At 71.6% G+C, this 18,782-nt stretch carries 20 protein-coding genes and 1 riboswitch; of the genes, 6 read left to right on the top strand and 14 right to left on the bottom strand.

All coding sequences use genetic code 11. The features are described from left to right. Positions 1-136: 136 nt before the first annotated feature. The gene (locus OG393_RS20515; protein ID WP_327376124.1) at positions 137-1,402 is read left to right on the top strand and encodes a PTS transporter subunit EIIC; all 1,266 of its coding nucleotides are present in this window, start codon (positions 137-139) and stop codon (positions 1,400-1,402) included. A 200-nt stretch (positions 1,403-1,602) separates the two neighbouring features. On the opposite strand, the gene OG393_RS20510 is transcribed toward OG393_RS20515, so the two are convergent. Beyond that, a complete protein-coding gene (locus OG393_RS20510) occupies positions 1,603-2,355 on the bottom strand; it encodes an MBL fold metallo-hydrolase (RefSeq protein ID WP_327376123.1) in 753 nt (250 codons plus the stop codon). 211 nt (positions 2,356-2,566) lie between these two features. Between OG393_RS20510 and OG393_RS20505 the strand changes: the two genes are divergently transcribed. Then, entirely contained in the window at positions 2,567-3,025 is a 459-nt protein-coding gene (locus OG393_RS20505) for a type II toxin-antitoxin system PemK/MazF family toxin (protein WP_327376122.1), read from the top strand. A 52-nt stretch (positions 3,026-3,077) separates the two neighbouring features. On the opposite strand, the gene OG393_RS20500 is transcribed toward OG393_RS20505, so the two are convergent. The 9 genes from OG393_RS20500 to clpS all read right to left on the bottom strand — a co-directional run bounded on the left by OG393_RS20500 (position 3,078) and on the right by clpS (position 9,302). Beyond that, the gene (locus OG393_RS20500) at positions 3,078-4,028 is read right to left on the bottom strand and encodes a PLP-dependent cysteine synthase family protein (protein WP_327376121.1); all 951 of its coding nucleotides are present in this window, start codon (positions 4,026-4,028) and stop codon (positions 3,078-3,080) included. A gap of 3 nt (positions 4,029-4,031) precedes the next feature. Next, on the bottom strand, positions 4,032-4,310 hold the full coding sequence (locus OG393_RS20495; protein ID WP_327376120.1) for a MoaD/ThiS family protein: 279 nt from the start codon (positions 4,308-4,310) through the stop codon (positions 4,032-4,034). A 101-nt stretch (positions 4,311-4,411) separates the two neighbouring features. Beyond that, on the bottom strand, positions 4,412-4,585 hold the full coding sequence (locus tag OG393_RS20490) for a putative leader peptide (RefSeq protein ID WP_327376119.1): 174 nt from the start codon (positions 4,583-4,585) through the stop codon (positions 4,412-4,414). 44 nt (positions 4,586-4,629) lie between these two features. Then, complete coding sequence (locus OG393_RS20485) at positions 4,630-5,427, bottom strand: ABC transporter ATP-binding protein (RefSeq protein ID WP_327376118.1); 798 nt, start codon at positions 5,425-5,427, stop codon at positions 4,630-4,632. Further along, positions 5,424-6,524, bottom strand: a complete 1,101-nt coding sequence (locus OG393_RS20480; protein WP_327378496.1) for a FecCD family ABC transporter permease — start codon at positions 6,522-6,524, stop codon at positions 5,424-5,426. The genes OG393_RS20485 and OG393_RS20480 overlap by 4 nt, the downstream gene beginning before the upstream one ends. A 56-nt stretch (positions 6,525-6,580) precedes the next feature. Next, positions 6,581-7,552 carry an ABC transporter substrate-binding protein gene (locus OG393_RS20475; protein WP_327376117.1) on the bottom strand — a complete coding sequence of 324 codons (972 nt, stop codon included), beginning with the start codon at positions 7,550-7,552 and terminating at the stop codon, positions 6,581-6,583. A gap of 39 nt (positions 7,553-7,591) precedes the next feature. Continuing rightward, a riboswitch (cobalamin riboswitch) is annotated at positions 7,592-7,709 on the bottom strand. Between the two features lie 138 nt (positions 7,710-7,847). After that, complete coding sequence (locus OG393_RS20470) at positions 7,848-8,288, bottom strand: M67 family metallopeptidase (RefSeq protein WP_327376116.1); 441 nt, start codon at positions 8,286-8,288, stop codon at positions 7,848-7,850. Positions 8,289-8,418: 130 nt separating this feature from the next. Then, entirely contained in the window at positions 8,419-8,997 is a 579-nt protein-coding gene (locus OG393_RS20465; RefSeq protein WP_327376115.1) for a DUF2017 domain-containing protein, read from the bottom strand. Next, positions 8,997-9,302: an ATP-dependent Clp protease adapter ClpS gene (gene clpS / locus OG393_RS20460; protein ID WP_260229635.1), complete on the bottom strand. Its 306-nt coding sequence runs from the start codon at positions 9,300-9,302 to the stop codon at positions 8,997-8,999. The genes OG393_RS20465 and clpS overlap by 1 nt, the downstream gene beginning before the upstream one ends. Before the next feature lie 104 nt (positions 9,303-9,406). On the opposite strand from clpS, the gene OG393_RS20455 reads away from it, so the two are divergent. Together OG393_RS20455 and OG393_RS20450 are read left to right on the top strand one after the other, a co-directional pair. Then, positions 9,407-10,786: a nicotinate phosphoribosyltransferase gene (locus OG393_RS20455; RefSeq protein WP_442817336.1), complete on the top strand. Its 1,380-nt coding sequence runs from the start codon at positions 9,407-9,409 to the stop codon at positions 10,784-10,786. Between the two features lie 116 nt (positions 10,787-10,902). After that, a complete protein-coding gene (locus tag OG393_RS20450) occupies positions 10,903-11,499 on the top strand; it encodes an isochorismatase family protein (protein ID WP_327376114.1) in 597 nt (198 codons plus the stop codon). Between the two features lie 45 nt (positions 11,500-11,544). Here the strand turns inward: OG393_RS20450 and OG393_RS20445 are convergent, their stop codons facing one another. Together OG393_RS20445 and OG393_RS20440 are read right to left on the bottom strand one after the other, a co-directional pair. Then, positions 11,545-11,847: a hypothetical protein gene (locus OG393_RS20445; protein WP_327376113.1), complete on the bottom strand. Its 303-nt coding sequence runs from the start codon at positions 11,845-11,847 to the stop codon at positions 11,545-11,547. A 123-nt stretch (positions 11,848-11,970) separates the two neighbouring features. Then, positions 11,971-14,400: an immune inhibitor A domain-containing protein gene (locus OG393_RS20440; RefSeq protein ID WP_327376112.1), complete on the bottom strand. Its 2,430-nt coding sequence runs from the start codon at positions 14,398-14,400 to the stop codon at positions 11,971-11,973. Between the two features lie 419 nt (positions 14,401-14,819). Here OG393_RS20440 and OG393_RS20435 point away from each other — a divergent pair, with 419 nt between their 5' ends. After that, a complete protein-coding gene (locus tag OG393_RS20435) occupies positions 14,820-15,107 on the top strand; it encodes a hypothetical protein (RefSeq protein WP_327376111.1) in 288 nt (95 codons plus the stop codon). Between the two features lie 115 nt (positions 15,108-15,222). Here OG393_RS20435 and OG393_RS20430 read toward each other — a convergent pair whose 3' ends face one another. Then, the gene (locus OG393_RS20430; RefSeq protein ID WP_327376110.1) at positions 15,223-15,966 is read right to left on the bottom strand and encodes an RDD family protein; all 744 of its coding nucleotides are present in this window, start codon (positions 15,964-15,966) and stop codon (positions 15,223-15,225) included. Positions 15,967-16,406: 440 nt separating this feature from the next. Beyond that, the gene (locus tag OG393_RS20425) at positions 16,407-17,855 is read right to left on the bottom strand and encodes an RDD family protein (RefSeq protein WP_327376109.1); all 1,449 of its coding nucleotides are present in this window, start codon (positions 17,853-17,855) and stop codon (positions 16,407-16,409) included. Between the two features lie 389 nt (positions 17,856-18,244). On the opposite strand from OG393_RS20425, the gene OG393_RS20420 reads away from it, so the two are divergent. Continuing rightward, positions 18,245-18,736, top strand: a complete 492-nt coding sequence (locus tag OG393_RS20420) for an SsgA family sporulation/cell division regulator (protein WP_327376108.1) — start codon at positions 18,245-18,247, stop codon at positions 18,734-18,736. Positions 18,737-18,782 lie beyond the last annotated feature (46 nt).

Raw genomic sequence — 18,782 nt, 5'->3', positions numbered from 1 at the left:
AAGTCACACGTGCTACAACTGGTCTACACCACTCATTGGTGTAGACCACGCGGTCCAGACCACCGCGTTCCACGAGACGTCGCCACGCCCCCGTTCCCCTGTCGCCGGCGACGCCTTGCCTTACTGGAGGAAGTTGATGAGTACGGCCACCGCCCAGGCCGCCGCTCCCGCGAAGAAGCGCGGATCCGGCCTGTTCCAGGGCCTGCAGAAGGTCGGTCGCAGCCTGCAGCTGCCGATCGCCGTGCTGCCGGCCGCCGGTCTACTGCTCCGCCTCGGCCAGTCGGACGTCTTCGGCGCCGACGGTCTCGGCTGGGACAAGGTCGCCTCGGTGTTCGCCACCGCCGGCGGCGCGGTCTTCGACAATCTGCCGATGCTGTTCTGCATAGGCGTGGCCATCGGCTTCGCCAAGAAGGCCGACGGCTCCACCGCGCTCGCCGCCCTGGTGGGCTTCCTGGTCTACCAGAACGTCCTCAAGGCGTTCCCGGTGACCGAGGCCGTGGTCAACACGACCGAGAACAAGGGCGTCGACGTAGCGGCGACCTTCAACAACCCGGGTGTCCTCGGCGGCATCCTGATGGGTCTGCTGGCCGCGGTGCTGTGGCAGCGGTTCCACCGCACCAAGCTGGTCGACTGGCTGGGCTTCTTCAACGGCCGCCGCCTCGTCCCGATCATCATGGCCTTCGTCGGCACCGCGGTCGGTGTCCTCTTCGGCCTGGTCTGGGAGCCCATCGGCGACGTCATCTCGAACTTCGGCGAGTGGATGACGGGCCTCGGTGCCGGCGGTGCCGGCCTGTTCGGCCTGATCAACCGCGCGCTGATCCCGGTCGGCATGCACCAGTTCGTGAACACCGTCTCCTGGTTCCAGATCGGTGACTTCACCAACGCCGCCGGCGAAGTCGTCCACGGCGACCTGAACCGCTTCTTCGCGGGTGACCCGAGCGCCGGTCTGTTCATGTCCGGCTTCTTCCCGATCATGATGTTCGGCCTCCCGGCCGCCGCTCTCGCCATCGCGCACTCCGCCCGCCCGGAGCGCCGCAAGGCCGTCATGGGCATGATGCTCTCGCTCGCGCTGACCTCGTTCGTCACCGGTGTGACGGAGCCGATCGAGTTCTCCTTCATGTTCATCGCGCCGGTCCTCTACGTGATCCACGCCGTGCTGACCGCGGTCTCGATGGCCGTGACCTGGGCCCTGGGTGTCCACGCGGGCTTCACGTTCTCCGCCGGCCTGATCGACTACGGCCTGAACTGGAACCTCGCCACCAAGCCGTGGCTGATCATCCCGATCGGCCTGGTCTTCGCGGTGATCTACTACGTGGTCTTCCGCTTCGCGATCACCAAGTTCAACCTTCCGACGCCGGGCCGCGAGCCCGACGAGGAGCTCGAGGACCTCACCAAGGCGTGAGCCTCGAGTGACCTCGTACGAAGGCCCCCGGAACCGCCGTCGGCGGACCTCCGGGGGCTTTCCCGTACCGCGCCCCACCGGGCTGTACCGTCCGGAGGCGAGGCACCCCGGGAAGACGGTTCACGCGCGGGAGCCCCGCTGCCGCGCCGCCTCCCGCGCGGTCGGACGGTGCGCACGCCCGGCCCACGGCGGCCGGGTCCTCAGATCTCGTACACCGCGCCCGGACGCGCCAGTTCCACCGGGCCGGAGAAGACCGCCCGCGCGTCCGCCAGGTTCTGCGCCCCGTCGGTCCAGGGCGGGATGTGGGTCAGCACCAGGCGGCCCACGGAGGAGCGGGCCGCCTCCGCGCCGGCCTCCCGGCCGTTCAGATGAAGCGCCGGGATGTCCTCCTTGCCGTGGGTGAAGGACGCCTCGCACAGGAAGAGATCCGTGCCGTCCGCCAGCTCGTGGAGGGATTCGCACACCCCGGTGTCACCGGAATAGGTGAGCGAACGGCCCTGGTGTTCCAGGCGGATGCCGAACGCCTCGACCGGGTGGCAGACCTTCTCCGTGCGGACCCGGAACGGGCCGAGGTCGAAGGAACCGGAGGTCAGCGTACGGAAGTCGAAGACCTCGCTCATCGCCTTGTCCGAAGGCGTGTCGGCGTAGGCGGTCGTCAGGCGCTGCTCGGCGCCCTCGGGAGCGAGGACGGGGAGGGCGTCACAGCGGCCTCCCTCGTGGCGGTAGTACCGGGCGACGAAGTAGCCGCACATGTCGATGCAGTGGTCGGCGTGGAGATGGCTGAGGAAGATGGCGTCGAGGTCGTACAGACCGATGTGACGCTGCAACTCACCCAGGGCACCGTTGCCCATGTCGAGAAGCAGCCGGAAGCCGTCGGCCTCGACGAGGTAGCTCGAACAGGCCGAATCCGCGGACGGAAACGACCCCGAGCAGCCGACGACGGTGAGCTTCATGGAGCGTGAACCTCCGTGGAAGGGCGTCCGTGGACGGGCGGGACAGTCGCTGAGGGGGAGGTCGTGCGATCTGACGAGCGTACGGTGCGTGAGGGCCCGTCGCTCCTCCGCAGTGGCCCGTTGTGTGCGAACTCACGGGCTCTGTCACCGGTTCGGATGGTCCCGGGGGTGGCGGAGCGCGGGTCGCGGGGCGCCGGTACCGTCATGCGGTATGGACACGTCATGGTGGCCGGCGCTGGTCGCCGTCGTGGTACTCGCCCTCGTGGTGGCGGTGAGCGACGGGCGCCTGCGCGCGGGCCGTCGCCCCGGCGGCCGGACCCGGCCACCGGGGCGTCCGGCGGCACCGGGGAAACGGCCCGCGCGGCTCCCCCGGCCGGGCGAGATCTGGTGGGCGGACGTGCCCTACGAGGACGGCCCCGGTTCCAAGGACCGGCCGTGCCTGGTGCTCTCGCTGCGCGGGGACCGGGCGCGGGTCGTGAAGATCACCAGTCGGTACCACGACGAGCGGCCGGGAGTGATCGCGCTGCCGCCGGGGGCGGTGGGCGACGCGCGGGGGCGGCCGAGCTTTCTGGAGACGGACGAGCTGCGGGAGGTCGCGGTGCGGGACTTCCGCCGGAGGGTGGGAACGGCGGACCCGGTCGTCTGGGACCAGGTCCGCCGTCTCACCTGACCGGGCCCCGGGCTCCCCGCCCGCGCCGGGACCGCCGTGGAGCGTTCGGGGCCTACGCCCAGAGCTGGCCCTGGACGGTCTCGATGGCCTCTTCGGTCGTGGCGGCCGTGTAGAGGCCCGTCGAGAGGTACTTCCAGCCGCCGTCCGCGACGACGAAGGCGATGTCGGCACTCTCGCCGGCCTTGAGCGCCTTCTTCCCGACACCGATGGCGGCGTGCAGTACCGCCCCCGTCGAGACCCCGGCGAAGATGCCCTCCTGCTGGAGGAGGTCCCGGGTGCGGGTCACCGCGTCGGCCGAGCCGACGGAGAAACGCGTGGTGAGGACGGCGGCGTCGTAGAGCTCCGGCACGAAGCCCTCGTCCAGGTTGCGCAGGCCGTAGACAAGGTCGTCGTAGCGGGGCTCGGCGGCGACGATCTTGACGTCCGGCTTGTGCTCGCGCAGGTAGCGGCCGACCCCCATGAGGGTTCCGGTGGTACCCAGACCCGCCACGAAGTGGGTGATGGAGGGCAGGTCGGCCAGGATCTCGGGGCCGGTGGTGGCGTAGTGGGCGCCGGCGTTGTCCGGGTTGCCGTACTGGTAGAGCATCACCCAGTCGGGGTTCTCGGCGGCCAGCTCCTTGGCGACCCGGACCGCGGTGTTCGACCCGCCCGCCGCGGGGGACGAGATGATCTCGGCTCCCCACATGGCGAGCAGCTGGCGGCGCTCCTCGCTGGTGTTCTCCGGCATGACGCAGACGATCTTGTAACCCTTGAGCTTCGCCGCCATGGCCAGGGAGATCCCCGTGTTGCCGGAGGTCGGTTCGAGGATCGTGCAGCCGGGCGTCAGCCGGCCCGCCTTCTCCGCCTGCTCGATCATGTGGAGCGCGGGGCGGTCCTTGACGGAGCCGGTGGGGTTACGGTCCTCCAGCTTCGCCCAGATGCGGACGTCGTCCGAGGGGGAGAGCCGGGGCAGGCGGACCAGCGGCGTGTTGCCGACGGCCGCCAGCGGGGAGTCGTAACGCATGACTCAGACCATGCCGCCGGCGACGGCCGGCAGGATCGTGACGTTGTCGCCGTCGGCGAGCTTGGTGTCGATGCCTTCGAGGAAGCGGACGTCCTCGTCGTTCAGGTACACGTTGACGAAGCGGCGCAGGGCGCCGTCGTCCACGATGCGGGCCTCGATCCCGGTGTGGCGGGACTCCAGGTCGGCGAAGAGCTCGGCGAGGGTCTCACCGCTGCCCTCGACGGCCTTGGCGCCGTCGGTGTAGGTGCGGAGGATGGTCGGGATGCGGACCTCGATGGCCATGGCGTGGGCTCCTGTCGGGAACTGACGTGGTGGGCGCGCGGCTGGGCCCCCCGCGCGAGGGGGGTTGGTGCGGTGAGATGCGCTCGGCGTGGCCCGGAGGGTCAGAGCGCGGCGCGGGACGTACAGATCGCGCCGGCGAGGCGGCACAGGTCGACGTGCAGCCGCGCCGCTCCGCCTCCGAAGACCCCGAGGAACGCGGAGGCGGAGGGAGCGTCAGCGACCGAGGCGGGCAGGCGTGTGCCCGGCGTCTGTTCGCTCACGTCATGGGGAACCATGCGCTCATCGTATCGATTCCCGGTCCGGGTTCCGGAATGTGATCTCACATGACGGACATCTCATGCTCGGCTGGTGGACGCGGGGTGCCCGCCGGGAGGTAGAGGACGGTCGGGGTTCCGGTGACCGGATGGGGGACGACCTCGGCGTCCACACCGTAGACGCCCGCGAGCAGTCCGGGCGTGAGGATCTCCTCGGGGGCGCCATGGGTGACGATCCGGCCGTCCTGGAGGACGTAGAGCCGGTCGCAGTGAGCCGCGGCGAGGTTGAGGTCGTGCAGGGCGAGCAGGTTGGTGGTGCCCAGGTCGCGGACGAGGGCCAGGACTTCCAGCTGGTAGCGGATGTCCAGATGGTTGGTCGGCTCGTCCAGGACCAGCAGGGCCGGGGCCTGGACGAGGGCACGCGCGACCAGGGCACGTTGCCGTTCGCCGCCGGAGAGGGTGGGGAAGGGGCGGTCCGCCAGCCCGGCGATGCCGACACGGGCCAGGGCGGCCTCGGCCCGCTCACGGTCGTCGCCCGTGTCGCCCTCCCAGAAGCGCTTGTGCGGGGAGCGGCCGAGGGCGACCACCTCCCGGACGGTCAGCTCGAACTCCGCGGAGCCGTCCTGCGGGACGGTGGCGACCCGGCGGGCGCGTGCCTTGGGGGTGAGGGCGTGCAGGTCGTCGCCGTCGAGCAGGACCCGTCCCGAGGTGGGGCGCAGGGTGCCGTAGACGCAGCGCAGGAGGGTGGTCTTGCCGCTGCCGTTGGGGCCGACGAGGCCGACTGTCTCGCCGGGGCGAGCGATGACGTCGACGGCCCGGAGCCGGGCCCCGTAGGACAGGGCCTCGGTTCTGAGTTCGGTCATACCGGGCTCCCTTCCGCGCGGCGGCGCATCAGCCAGAGGAAGAACGGGCCGCCGGTCAGCGCGGTGAGGACGCCGACGGGGATGTCCTGGGGTGCGGCGACGGTCCGGGCGGCCAGGTCGGCGAGGACGAGGGCGAGCGCGCCGCCGAGCGCGGCGACCGGGAGGAGGCGCCGGTGCGGGGCGCCGACGGCCATGCGCGCGGCGTGCGGGACCATCAGGCCGATGAAGCCGACGGCTCCGCTGGCCGCGACCATGACGGCGGTGACGAGGGACGCGAGCACGAAGACGACGGCGCGGAAGCGGGCCGTGTCCAGGCCGAGGACGGTCGCGCCCTCCTCCCCCACGAGCAGCAGGTCGAGGGGGCGGGCGAGGGTGAGGAGGGCGGCCACACCGACGGCGAGGGCGGCGGCGGGCAGCACGAGGGTGTCCCAGCGGGCGCTGCCGAGGCCGCCGAGGGACCAGAACATCGCTTCCTGGAAGTGCTCGGGCCGGCCGGCGAGCACGAGGAGGAGGGTGGTCAGCGCGGACAGGATGTAGGAGACGGCCACGCCGGCGAGGACGAGCCGGGCCCCGGTCATGGTGGAGCCGCGACGGGCCAGAGCGTAGACGAGGACCAGGGCGAGCAGGGCGCCGCCGAAGGCTCCGGCGGGCAGGGCGAGGGTCGAGGTGATGCCGACGCCGCTGCCGATGCCGAGCACCAGGACGAGGACCGCGCCGGTGGACGCCCCGGAGGAGATCCCGAGCAGGAAGGGGTCGGCGAGGCGGTTGCGGACGAGTGCCTGGAGGACGGTGCCGACGACGGCGAGGCCGGCGCCGACGACGGCACCGAGCAGGACGCGGGGCAGCCGGACGTCGAGGACGATGGTGCGGAACGGGGAGGGGGCGGCGCGCCCGGTGAGGATGCGGGTGACCTCGTCCACCGGGATGTTCACGGAACCGAGCGCGACCCCGGCCACGACGGCGAGGGTGAGGGCGGTGGCGAGCCCGGCGACGACGAGGCCGTACGCCGCGGGTCCGCGGACCGGGCCGCGCGGGGCTCCGCCCGAGCCGGGCGCGGGGTGTGCGGGTGCCGGCCCGTCCGCCGGGTCCGCGGGCATGGTGGGTGCGGGTGCGGGCCCGGCGGGTGCGTGGACGGAGCCCTTCGGGGGCGCGGTCACCGTGCCGGGTGGAGCTGGGCGGCGAGCTTGTCCACGGCGGCGGGGACGCGGACGCCGAGGACGGCGTCCGACAGCGGCAGGACGGCGAAGCGGCGGTTCCGGATCGCCGGGACGTCCTGGAGCGCGGGATCCTGCAGCAGTCGCTTCTTCTTCTGTTCGACGGTCGTGGAGCCGTAGTCGTAGATCACGATGACGTCGGGCCGGCGGGCGACGACCTGTTCCCAGGTCGCGTCGCCGAAGGGCTTGCCGAGATCGGCGAAGACGTTGCGGCCGCCGGCCCGGGTGATCAGTTCGTTGCCGATGCCCGTGCCGCCGGCCGTGAACGCGGTCTTGTCGCCGCTGTCGTAGACGAAGACGGAGACCGGGGCGACGTCCGCGAGGGCGCTCTCGGTCGCGGCGACGGTCTCCTCGGCGCGCGCCGTCCACCGCTCGCCGCGTTCCGGGACGCCGAAGGTGCGGGCGACCTCGTCGACCTCCTGGTAGAGGTCGGCGAGCGAGGAGGTGCCGGAGGGGCAGTACTCCATGTTCAGCCGGGTACCGATGCCCGCGGCCTTGAGGTCGTCCCGGCTGCGGCCGGCCTTGGCGTCGAAGGCGGAGGAGTATCCGCCGTACACGAAGTCGGGGGCGGCGGCCAACAGCCGTTCCTTCGACGGGTACTTCTCGGCGAGCACGGGGACGGTGTCGTACGCCTTCTTGTAGGCGGGCAGGATCCGGTCGTCGAGGTAGGCGGTGCCCACCAGGGACTTCTCCAGGCCCAACGCCAGCATGATCTCGGTGACGTGCTGGTTCATGGTCACCGCGCGTTTCGGCGGGGCCTGGAAGGTGGTCTTCACACCGCAGTTGGAGACGGTGTAGGGGAACCCCGGCGCGGCCTTGTCCTGGGAGGGCCCGGCGGCGGGCGCGGAGCAGGCGACGAGGAGCGGGAGCAGGGCAGCGGCGGGCAGCGGCGAACGGCGCCGGGTCGACACGGACGTTCCTCCTGACGGGGATTTCCACGTCCCCGGTCGGTGGTGAGAAGGCGGCAGGTCAGTTCCTGGCTTCCGGCTCCCGCGGGGAGCCGGTCACAGTGGCGGGACCGTGCCGGATTCGCACCGGCTTCCTGGGTCCTGCCGCCCTGATGTCCGGTCAGTCTCTCATCACGCGGGCCGGGCCGGGCCGGGTTCCCGGTCACCCGCCGCGGCGGGGTGCGGATCACGCGCTCCGCGCAGGGGCGCGGTGGCTCTCAGCCCAGAGCCTGTCGGGTGGCCTTCGGTCGACAGGCCCTCAGGCCCCGGAGGTCTCCGCGTAGGTCTCGACGACCCGGACCTCTTCCTCGGTGACGACGCCCTCCACGATGCCGAAGGAGCGGAACTGGAAGGGGCCGGCGCCGTCCGTGTCCGCGGTGGAGACCAGCACGTAGTGGGCGGCGGGCTCGTTCGCGTAGGAGATGTCGGTACGGGACGGGTACGCCTCGGTCGCCGTGTGCGAGTGGTAGACGATCACGGGGTCCTCGTCCCGGTCGTCCATCTCGCGGTACAGCTTCAGCAGGTCGGCGGAGTCGAACTCGTAGAACGTGGGCGAGCGCGCGGCGTTCAGCATCGGGATGAACCGCTCGGGGCGGCCGGTGCCGGCCGGGCCCGCGACGACGCCGCAGGCCTCGTCGGGGTGGTCCGCGCGGGAGTGTTCCACGATCTGGTCGTACAGGGCCCGAGTGATGGTCAGCATGTCGGACAGGATATGCGGGCGGGCCACCGCGTCCCGAGGTGTGGTACGCGACGGCCCGGATGGCGAGACGACGGAGGGTGGCGCGGCGGAGGCCGCGCCGCCCGGGGCGCGGCCTCCAGGGGCCGCGCGGCTACGACATCAGCGTCTCGACCAGGGATTCCTGCAGGGCGCCGAGCCAGAGGTAGGCCATCACCATCGGCTTGCGCGGGTCGGAGTCCGGAAGCCGGTACAGCCCCTCGCCCCCGTCCTCGTCGGTGACCTCCAGCCGGGTCCCGATGGTCAGCCGCAGGTCGTTGAGCGCCCCGAGCCAGGCCCGGCACTCGTCAGCGGTCAGCTTGAGCACCGCACCGCCCTCCCCTGCCGGGGGCAGCGCGTCCAGACAGCGCACGACCGCGAGGGCGTCCTCACGCTTGCGGGTCCGCAGGTCGTTCTCGGTGAAGCGACGGAAATCGGCCGCCGCCGCGCGCAGCTCCTCGTCCTCGTCGCCGTACGCGTCAGGGAAGAGCCGCTTGAGGGCCGGGTCGGACGGGGGCTCGCTCGGCCCCTCGGCGAAGAGCGCCGCCAGCGGGTCCTCCCCCTCGACGGGCTCGTCCCCGGGGCCGATCAGCTCCATCAGCTGGACGGCGAGCGACCGGAGGATCGAGACCTCCACCTCGTCGAGCGTGACGGCCGCACCACCGCCGGCCAGTGCCTCGAAACGCCCCGCCATCAGCCGCGGTCCTGCGTGAGGGTCGCCCACAGTCCGTAGCCGTGCATGGCCTGCACGTCCCGCTCCATCTCCTCACGGGTGCCGCTGGACACCACCGCGCGGCCCTTGTGGTGCACGTCGAGCATCAGCTTGTGCGCCTTGTCCTTGGAGTAACCGAAGTACGCCTGGAAGACGTAGGTCACATAGCTCATCAGATTGACGGGGTCGTTGTGGACGAGGGTCACCCACGGCACGTCCGGTTCGACGACGGCGAAGGTCTCTTCTGCCGATTCCGTGCGTTCGATCTCAATAGGCGCGACGCTCACTCACCCCATGCTGCCACTCTCTGTGGCCCGTCGCACAAACGGGGGTCACACCGCGGGCCTTAGAAATCGTCACTCTGACGAGTATTCGGGGTAGCATCGCCGACATGAACGCTGCGGACCCTGGGCTCCAGGAAGAAGGCGCGCGTGACGCGCTCCGGCACAAGGGGGACGGCGGACGACGGGTCGGCGTGCCGTCGACCGCGCTCTTCACCGACCAGTACGAGCTGACCATGCTCCAGGCGGCCCTGCGGGCCGGCACAGCCGACCGGCGCTCCGTCTTCGAGGTCTTCACCCGCCGGCTGCCCGAGGGACGACGCTACGGAGTGGTGGCCGGGACCGGACGCGTCCTGGACGCGGTCGAGAACTTCCGCTTCGACCCGGACCAGCTCGGCTTCCTGAGCGAGGCGGGCATCGTCGACGAGGCGACGCTCCGGTGGCTGGCCGACCACCGCTTCTCCGGCGACATCTGGGGCTACCCCGAGGGCGAGGTGTACTTCCCCGGCTCCCCCGTCCTGCGGGTGGAGGGCTCCTTCGCGGAATGCGTGCTCCTGGAGACGGTGATCCTCTCCATCCTCAACCACGACTCGGCCATCGCCGCCGCGGCCTCGCGGATGTCGGCGGCGGCCGGCGGCCGGCGGCTCATCGAGATGGGCGCCCGCCGCACCCACGAGCTGGCCGCCGTCGCCTCCTCCCGCGCCGCCTACGTCGGCGGCTTCGACTCCACCTCCGACCTGGCGGCGGGCTTCCGCTACGGCATCCCGACCGTCGGCACCTCCGCGCACGCCTTCACCCTGCTGCACGACCACGAGCGGGACGCGTTCCGCGCCCAGGTCGACTCCCTGGGCGGCGGGACGACCCTGCTCGTCGACACCTACGACGTGGCGGAGGCCGTCCGCACCGCCGTGGAGGTCGCCGGGCCGGCGCTCGGGGCCGTTCGGATCGACTCGGGAGACCTGCTCCTCGTCGCCCACCGGGTGCGCGCCCAGCTCGACGACCTGGGTGCCCGGAACACCAGGATCGTGGTCACCTCGGACCTGGACGAGTACGCCATCGCCTCGCTGGCCGCCGCGCCGGTCGACGCGTACGGCGTGGGGACCCAGCTGGTCACCGGCAGCGGACACCCGACCTGCTCGATGGTCTACAAGCTGGTCGCCCGCGCCACGTCGGCCGACCCGGGGGCGCCGCTGACGGCGGTCGCCAAGAAGTCGCTGGGCGGCAAGGCATCGGTCGGCGGACGCAAGTGGGCGGCGCGCCGGACGGACGCGGACGGTACCGCCGAGGCGGAGGTGATCGGCACCGGCGAGGTCCCGCCGGAGCTGGTCGGCCGACAGCTCCTGGTCGAGCTGGTCAAGGGCGGCGAGGTGGTCGCCCGCGAACCTCTGGAGGCTGCCAGGTCGCGGCACATCGCGGCGCGGGCCGGGCTGCCGATGTCGGCGATCCAGCTGTCCCGCGGCGAGCCGGTGCTCCCGACCGAATACCGCTAGCACCCCGCCCCGGGCAAGGCCCCCTCCCGAACGGAGGGGGAAGTCTCTAGGCTCGAACCCGTCCCCCGACCGCCCTCCGACACCAGCCTCCCACCCACCGGCTAAGGACACCCGCCATGCACCGCGCATTGATCGTTGTGGACGTTCAGAACGACTTCTGCGAGGGCGGCAGCCTCGCGGTGAAGGGGGGCGCGGACGTCGCCGCCGCCATCACCGACCTGGTCGGCGAGACGGCGGGGGCCGCGTACCGGCACGTGGTGGCCACCCGGGACCACCACGTGGACCCGGGTGACCACTTCGCCCCGGAGGGCCGGGAGCCGGACTACGTCACCTCCTGGCCCGTGCACTGCGTCGCGGGCACCGAGGGGGTCGGCTTCCATCCGAACTTCGCGCCGGCGGTCGCCTCCGGGGCGATCGAGGCGGTCTTCGACAAGGGCGCGTACGAGGCGGCCTACAGCGGCTTCGAGGGGCGCGACGAGAACGGCGTGACACTGGCGACGTGGCTGCGGGAGCGCGAGGTGGGCGAGGTCGACGTGGTCGGGATCGCCACGGACCACTGCGTACGGGCCACGGCGCTGGACGCGGCGCACGAGGGCTTCCGGGTGCGGGTCCTGCTCGACCTCACCGCCGGGGTGGCCGAGGGGACGACCGAGTCGGCGCTGCGCGAGCTGCGTGCCGCCGGGGTCGAGCTGACCGGGACACCGACCGTCTGAGAGAGCCTGTCGCCACCCCGATCCCCCGGCCACCCCGGAGGTCGCTCAGCCGGTCGGCAGCGACCGCACCGGATGCCACAGCTCCTGGGCCGCTCCCGGGGTGGACCGCCACAGCAGCCCGTCCGGGTGGTGCAGGACGGCGGTTATCTCGTCCGGGGTCGGCGGCTCCGCGTTCCCGCGGAGGTAGACGGCGCGCAGCCCCAGGTTCCGCAGCCTGGTCAGGGCGCGGGCCCGGTTCGCGGCATGGACCAGGAAGCGGACCGTGGCGCCGTCGCCCGCCGGGCTGGGCAGCCCGATCGCGACGACGACACTTCCGCCTGGCAACTTGCAGAACCCTCCACCGGGCATGCCGATCCCACTCCCCCGTGTACTCACTGTCAATAAGAGATGCGTCTGACGCACCTAAACACGATCGGCCGCCGCCCGCTAGAGGGCGACGGCCGATCACGCTCTGACCTGCAATGATGCAGATTACTTCGAGGACGGACCCACCTGGACCTTGATCGTCTGGCCGTTCTTCGGCTCCTTGACGACCCGGATCTTGGTGTTGGTGTCAGTTACCTTGACGCCGGCCCGCGGGTTCTCCTGGTACCAGTACGTGCCACGACGGTCGTCGAAGACCGGGTTGCCGGACTGCGACCTGACCTTCGCCGCGACGCCCGCCTTGTGCAGCGTGATGCTGTCGGTCCGGTAGCGGCCGAACGGCGCGTCGTAGGACTGGATGCGGTTGCGCATCAGGGTGCCGTCGGCCCACTTCAGCGGGGTCGGGTGGGCGTCGATCGGAAGGACGAGGCCCTGGCCCGGGTGGACCGAGGTGTTGTTGTCCTTCTGCGAGGTGTCCCACAGCCAGATGAGCAGACCGTTCTGGTACGGGTAGTGCTCGACCCAGCTCGACTTGTCACCCGTGAAACCGAAGTTGTACGGGCCGACCTTGAGGGTCGCGTCGTAGGAGACGTACTGACGGTTCTCCGCGAGGTAGTACTGCTCGTACTCCTTCGTGAAGCCCGCGCCGACGCGCGAGAAGCCCTTGGCCACCCAGCCGTTGTCGCCGTTCTCCGCGTTGTCCGTGAAGACGGCGGCACCGTCGGCGGTCAGCTTGATGTCGTCGGCGGTGAAGCCCTTGCCGCCCGCGCCGCCGTCGGTCTGGTAGCGGAAGCGGAGGTCGAACTTCTGGCCCGCGTAGGCGTCCAGCGGGTAGACCAGCTTCTTGTGCGTGCCGGAGACGTCGGTCAGCGCCGGGGCGCCGCTCGCGTCACGCGGGAGGGCGACACCGTCGGCGGTGCCGTCCAGGGCGTTCCAGTTGGAGCCGCCGTCCGTCGACACCTCGGTGTAGAGGTAGTCGTAGTCCAGCTCGATGTCGTACCAGCCCTGGAGCTCCAGGGAGGCGGAGGACTTGCCGGTCAGGTCGACGGATCGGGTCAGGGTGTTCTTGAGGTCGTCACCCATGTCGCTCCACCACTGCGTCGCGCCCTCGGCGGGCGGGACGACCTCGGTGGTGACCTGCTTCTTCGGCAGTTCGACGACCAGCGCCTGCGGGCGCTTGGTGTTGTACGCCGACACACCCAGCGTGTGGGTGGACTTCTTGGCGCGCTGCGTGTTGCTCACCTTGGTGTAGTTGAGCCAGCCGAGCTGCAGCTTGTCCCAGGCGTTCATGTCGCCGGGCAGGTCGCCGATCGAGTCCTTGCCCGCGCCGAGCCACGAACCGGACGACATGAGCGTCCAGAAGCCGGTCGAGTTCTCGCCGCCGGCGGTGTCGTAGTGGTCCGGCAGACCGAGGTCGTGACCGTACTCGTGGGCGAAGACGCCGAGGCCGCCGTTCTCGGGCTGCATCGTGTAGTCGCCGACCCAGATGCCGGAGTCGCCGATCTGGGTGCCGCCGGCCTTGTTGTCCGCCGGGCCGGTCTTGCCCGCGTTGGTGCCGTAGGCGTACCAGCGGTGGGCCCACAGGGCGTCGCCGCCCTGGACGCCGCCGCCCGCCGACTCGTCCTCGCCCGCGTGGACGATCTGGAAGTGGTCGATGTACCCGTCGGGCTCGTTGAAGTTGCCGTCGCCGTCGAAGTCGTACCGGTCCCACTGGTCGTACTGCGCCAGGTCGGCCTTGATCTGGGCGTCGGTGCGGCCCTTGGCCTTCTGGTCCGCGGACCACGCCGTGACACCGTCACGAACGGCGTCCCAGACGTTGGCGCAGTTGCTGTTGCCGCAGTAGTTCGAGCCGTAACGGGCCTCGTTGTACTCGACCTTGACCCAGTCGGAGACGCCGCCGTCGACCGAGTAACGGCCGGACGAGGTGCGCTCGTAGTAGGTCTTCAGCGACTGCTTGGGCTTCCCCTTGGCGTCCTTGCCGGTACCGAAGTACAGGTCCTGGAAGTGCGCGCGGTCGTAGTCCTTCTGCCAGGCCGTGGAGTTGTCCTTCTTACGGTCCGGCTGGGCTATCTGGTTGTGCAGGGGGCCGGGCGTGCCGCCGTACTTCGGCTTCGGCTCGTCCGTGTCGTCGTCGGCGCGGTCCACCATCGTGGTGTTGTCGACCTTGTCGCCGAACTCGACCAGGATCGTGAAGATCTTGTCGGTCTTCTCGCGGCCCAGCTCGACGTACTTCTTGGCGCCGAGCTTGACGACCTGGGAACCCCCACGGCGCTCGACCTTGGACTCGCCGCTCAGCACCTGCTCGAGCGCGGCCTTGCGCTGCGCCTCCTGCTGCTTGCTGAACGGGCCGTCGAGGTCGTGGTCGACCGTGGTCTTGTCCACGTCGTTGCCCGGTGCCGGGTCCTGGCGGACGTCGGCCGGATTCAGCCGGGCGTTGCTGCCCGCCCAGGCGGTGGTGAAGGTCGAGGCGGTGGCGGCGGTGGCCGCGAGCGCCACGACGACTGCGGACGCTCTGATCGCCCGTCGTCTGTTGGTCACTTGATGTTGTCCTCCCCGGCGCCCGTTTCCGCGAACCGGAGGTGGGGTGATGTCCGCGGGCGGGGTCGCGCGTCACAAGTGACGACATTCGACCGGAGTTACGCGAGAAAAGACAGATCTTGACTTGCACAGGCCAACTGCACTATGCAGGAGCGCCTTCCCGATATCCGAACGCCACCCGAACGACTTCCGAACGGGTAACCGGCGCACTGCGCGGCCGGGTTGGCGGAGTCGGTGAATCCATGCGCCCCCCGTGCATCGGTACCGTGGGTTAGGTCACGCTTACCAACGGTTCCTCTCGGGCATCCACCGTCGTAGAGTCGTTCGAGGGGGCACCGCTCCGCGGTGGCCGTGAGCGACCCCGACGATCCACCACCGATGCAACCGACGCACCCGATGCTTCGAGGACGGTACCCGTCATGCCGCGTCCCAACGCCGCACAGCTCGCCTACGGTTCGGCCACCGTCGTCTTCTCGACCGTCGCCCTGCTCCTGCTGTCCCGCGCCACGACCACGCTCGGGATCGCCGTGATCTGCGTGGCGGGACTGCTTCCGGGTCTGCTCGTGGCGGTCACGATGCCCGCGCGGCGTCGGACACCGGCCGTCCCGATGACGGCCGTGCCCGTCCCGCGGAGCACCCCGGACGAGGAGGTCCGGGTGCCGGCCGTGCACGCGGGCGCGGGGGCCGAGACCCGGATCGGTTCCTGACTCCCCTGCCCTCGCTCCCTACCGTCCTCCCCGAGTGCCGGGCAGGCGTCCCGGCTCCGCCCGCGAGACACCGGCGCGTCCCGCCCCCGCCGAGGAGCGGCCCCGCCTCCCGCGACTACTGGGGGACGGACACCACCACGGTCTTGGCGGCCTTGTCGTGCAGACCCTGCTTGAAGGGCTTGTCGACCAGGATCAGGATCAGCAGGAGCAGCGGCCACAGGCAGGCGCAGCAGATCAGCGCCGGGAGCCAGAGCACGACGGCGCGGATCAGTGAGGCGTTCATCGGTGGCGTGGAGCCGTCGTTGAGCATCGCGACCCGCAGCTTCAGCAGCTTCTTGCCGAGGGTCTGACCAGCCTTGGCGTTCATCACGGTGTCGTAGGCGACATACGCCACGATGGTGATGAGCTGGAAGACGAGCTGACTGCCCCCGTTGAAACTGTTCACGGTGTCGCCGAAGTCGGCGTTGTTGTCGGTCGCCCGCTGGTAGACGTCGAACGGGATGCCGATGATCGCGAGCGGCACGGCGATGATCAGCCAGTCGATGACGCGGGCGAGGATGCGCCGTCCGGAATCGGCGAGCGGCGGCATCCCGGCGAGCGGATCGGTAGGGCCGTAGCCACCCCCGTCGCCGTAGGGGGACCCAGAGGGCGGGGGCGGCGGGGCGTTGTCGTACGGCGATCCGTACGGGCCCCCCGGGGGAGGCCCCTCGGGGGGCGGACCCTCCGGCGGCCGGCCCTCGGGAGACCCGCTCCCGTAAGGGGAACCCGGCCCCGTCGACGGCGGCGTGGGGTCCTGCGGCTTCTTGAGGAACGGGTCGTCCTCGGGCGGCTGGCCGGACGTCGGCTGGTCGTTGCTCATGGGGGCAGTGCACCCCGGGGGCCGGGACACCGCAAAGATTCGCGGCCCGTCCGGGGGACCGCCGAACGGGCCTTCGTCACCGGCCACGGCGGGGGTCCGCCGACGGGACGCGCCCCGGGGCTTCTCTCGACCGAACCGTACGGGTGCACGGCGTCAGCCGCCGGGGGACGTACGGCTGCTGACGGAACGCACGACGGCGGGGCTGGGGCCAAGGCGGATCAGGGGCCAAGACCGGGGCTGGGGCAAAGGCCGGGGGCACGCGCGACGGCGGACGGAAGACCCGAAGGAGGACCCCGCCGTCGCCCCGGAGTCACCCCGGCGGGGTCGCGAAGGTCGTCGTCGAGCCGACGCCCGCGCGCTCGAAAGGCACCCGGCAGGCTCTCGGCTCAGAGCTGTCAGGGGACCTTCGGACGACAGGCTGACACGGCCCGGCCACCCGGTCAGCCGGCCACGAAGGTACGGGCCGCCTTGTCGTGCCAACACTGGCGCCAGGGACGGTCGAAGAGGCACCACAGCACGTTGAGCACGCCGAGGACGAGCAGCCCGAGGACACCGTAGACAAGCCAGCGGCGCAGCGCGGCACCGAAGGTCGGCGGTTCGTGGGCCTCGATGTCCCGCACCTCCAGGCCACAGAGCTTCTTGCCCAGCGTGCGGCCCCAGCGTGCGGTGGGCAGTGCCTCGTACACGACGCCCAGCACCAGGAACAGGGCGAGCGCGATCCCGAGGTCGACGGAGGTGGTGCCGTCCAGAAGCCACACCTGCACCGTCGTGCCGGTCTGCTTGGCCGCCTCGATCTTGGCGTCGATGTGGTCGACGGCCCGGGTGACGAAGGGGAAGGCGGCGCCTCCGGCGATCGCCCCGAACACGAGCGTGTCGACCAGACGGGCGGCCAGCCTCCTGCCCAGACCGGCGGGACGGGCGGCGGCCTGGGCGCGCGCGGCCTGGAGGAACGGATCCTCGACGGGCGGCTTCCAGGGCGGGGCGGGCTGATCGGAGCCGGCCGCCGGGGCCTGGGCGCCGGGCTGGGCGAGCTGGTGCACCTGCTGCGGCCAGGAGGGAGCGCCGCCACCGGGCCCGGTGGCGACGGGCGCCGGGGACGCCTGGGCCTGGGATGTCTGCGGGGCGGGGGACACCGGGGAGGGTGACGCGCCCGCCGGACGGCCCTTCAGGGCACCGTCGCCGGGTGGACGGGGGTGCGCGGGCTGCCGTACGCCGGGCAGCGCGCCGCCCGTCGGATCGGCCGCCGGGGCAGGGCTCACCGGCATGCCACCGAGGCGGGCGGGCGAGGACGCCGGCCGGCGGGCGGCGGGAGCGGGTTCGGGGCGCGCCTCGGGCGTGGCGGCCCGTGCCTCCGGTGGGACGGCGGCCCGGGGGTCCTGGGCGGGGACGCGCGGACCGTGGTCCTGGGCCGCTTCCTCCGGCGTCGGAGCGCCGAGCGGGCCGGGGTGCGCCGCGGGGGTCCTCGGGTCGGCCTCGGGTGAGCCCCAGGAGACCCGCTGGTCGCGGTCGCCGCCGAAGCCTGTCTGGCGGGAGGCGTCCGCCTGCCATGCCGAGGCGGGCTCGGGTGCGGAGCGCGTCCCGGCGAGTGGTTCCTCGTCGAAGAAGACGGGACCGGTCTCGTCCACGGCCGGTGCGGGCGCCGGGGCGGGGACGGGTGCCGGAGCGGGGAAGGGCGTCGGAGCGGGCGCCCTGCCGGGTGCCGGTGTGGGTCCCGCGGGCATCGAGGAGGCGGGCGCGGCCGGCGGGGCCTCACCGTCCCCGGGCGCGGGCCTGCTCGTCCCGGGAACCCAGGCGGCCCCGTTCCAGTACCGGATGTACCCGGGAATGGACGGGTCCGGGTAGTACCCGGCCTGCGGTACCTCTCCGCCGCCTCCAGGAGGAGTAGCCACTGCCCCGACTCCGTTCCGTTACAACGCTGATTGGACCATCGGGCCCGTCGGCCCAAGGAGGACAGTAACGAAGAACGCCGCCCAGGGAGGAAGGAGCCGGAGAGAAAGGCCGCCTTCGGGGGACATCCGGCGGATTCGGCGACTCACCGTCATGTTCAGGGCGGGGCTCGCCGATGCGTTCCGCCGGATGCGCCGTCACGCAGCGTGGCCCCTCTCGCCGTCGAGGAGCCCGCCCGTCGCCCGGTTCGCGCCGGGGACGGTGCTCGCTCGGCGGCGGACGGGGGAACTTCCGGAAAAAAGTTGCCGAAGTCGCGTCATGACCGGCGGGGACCGCTGTCTCTCCCCGTGCGGGCCCGCCCGGGGCCCCGTACCGGAGAGGACGTCACCCCATGCAGAACACCGAGAACACCGAGGTCGAGCGGGAACTGGAACTCAAGCTGGTGCTGTCCCCGGAGCGCAGCATCCCGGTGCCCGCCCGGCTCGCCTACCGGACCGACGAGCCCTATGCCGTCCACATCGTCTTCCACATCGGCTCGGACCACCCGGTCAACTGGACGTTCGCCCGCGAGCTGCTCGTCGAGGGCGTCTTCCGGCCCTGTGGTCACGGGGACGTGCGGATCTGGCCGACGAAGGTGGACGGCCGCAACGTCGTCCTGATGGCGCTGTCCTCCCCCGACGGCGACGCGTTGCTCGAGGCACCGGCCGCGCAGGTGTCCGCCTGGCTGGAGCGGACCATGCGCGCCGTCCCGCCCGGCACCGAGTCGGAGCGGCTCGGCATCGACGAGGGGCTGGCGGAACTCCTCGCCGCGACCGTGATCGCCGACGAGCTGTGGATGGGCGACCCCTGGCCCTCGGACGAGTCGCAGGACGGAGAGAGGTGAGCGGGCTGAGCACGGTCGCGGAGCGCGGTGTCGGAGCGGGACGGGG

It is taken from the genome of Streptomyces sp. NBC_01216, from assembly GCF_035994945.1.
Lineage (GTDB): Bacteria > Actinomycetota > Actinomycetes > Streptomycetales > Streptomycetaceae > Streptomyces.
This window is presented reverse-complemented; position numbering and strand designations above follow the sequence as displayed.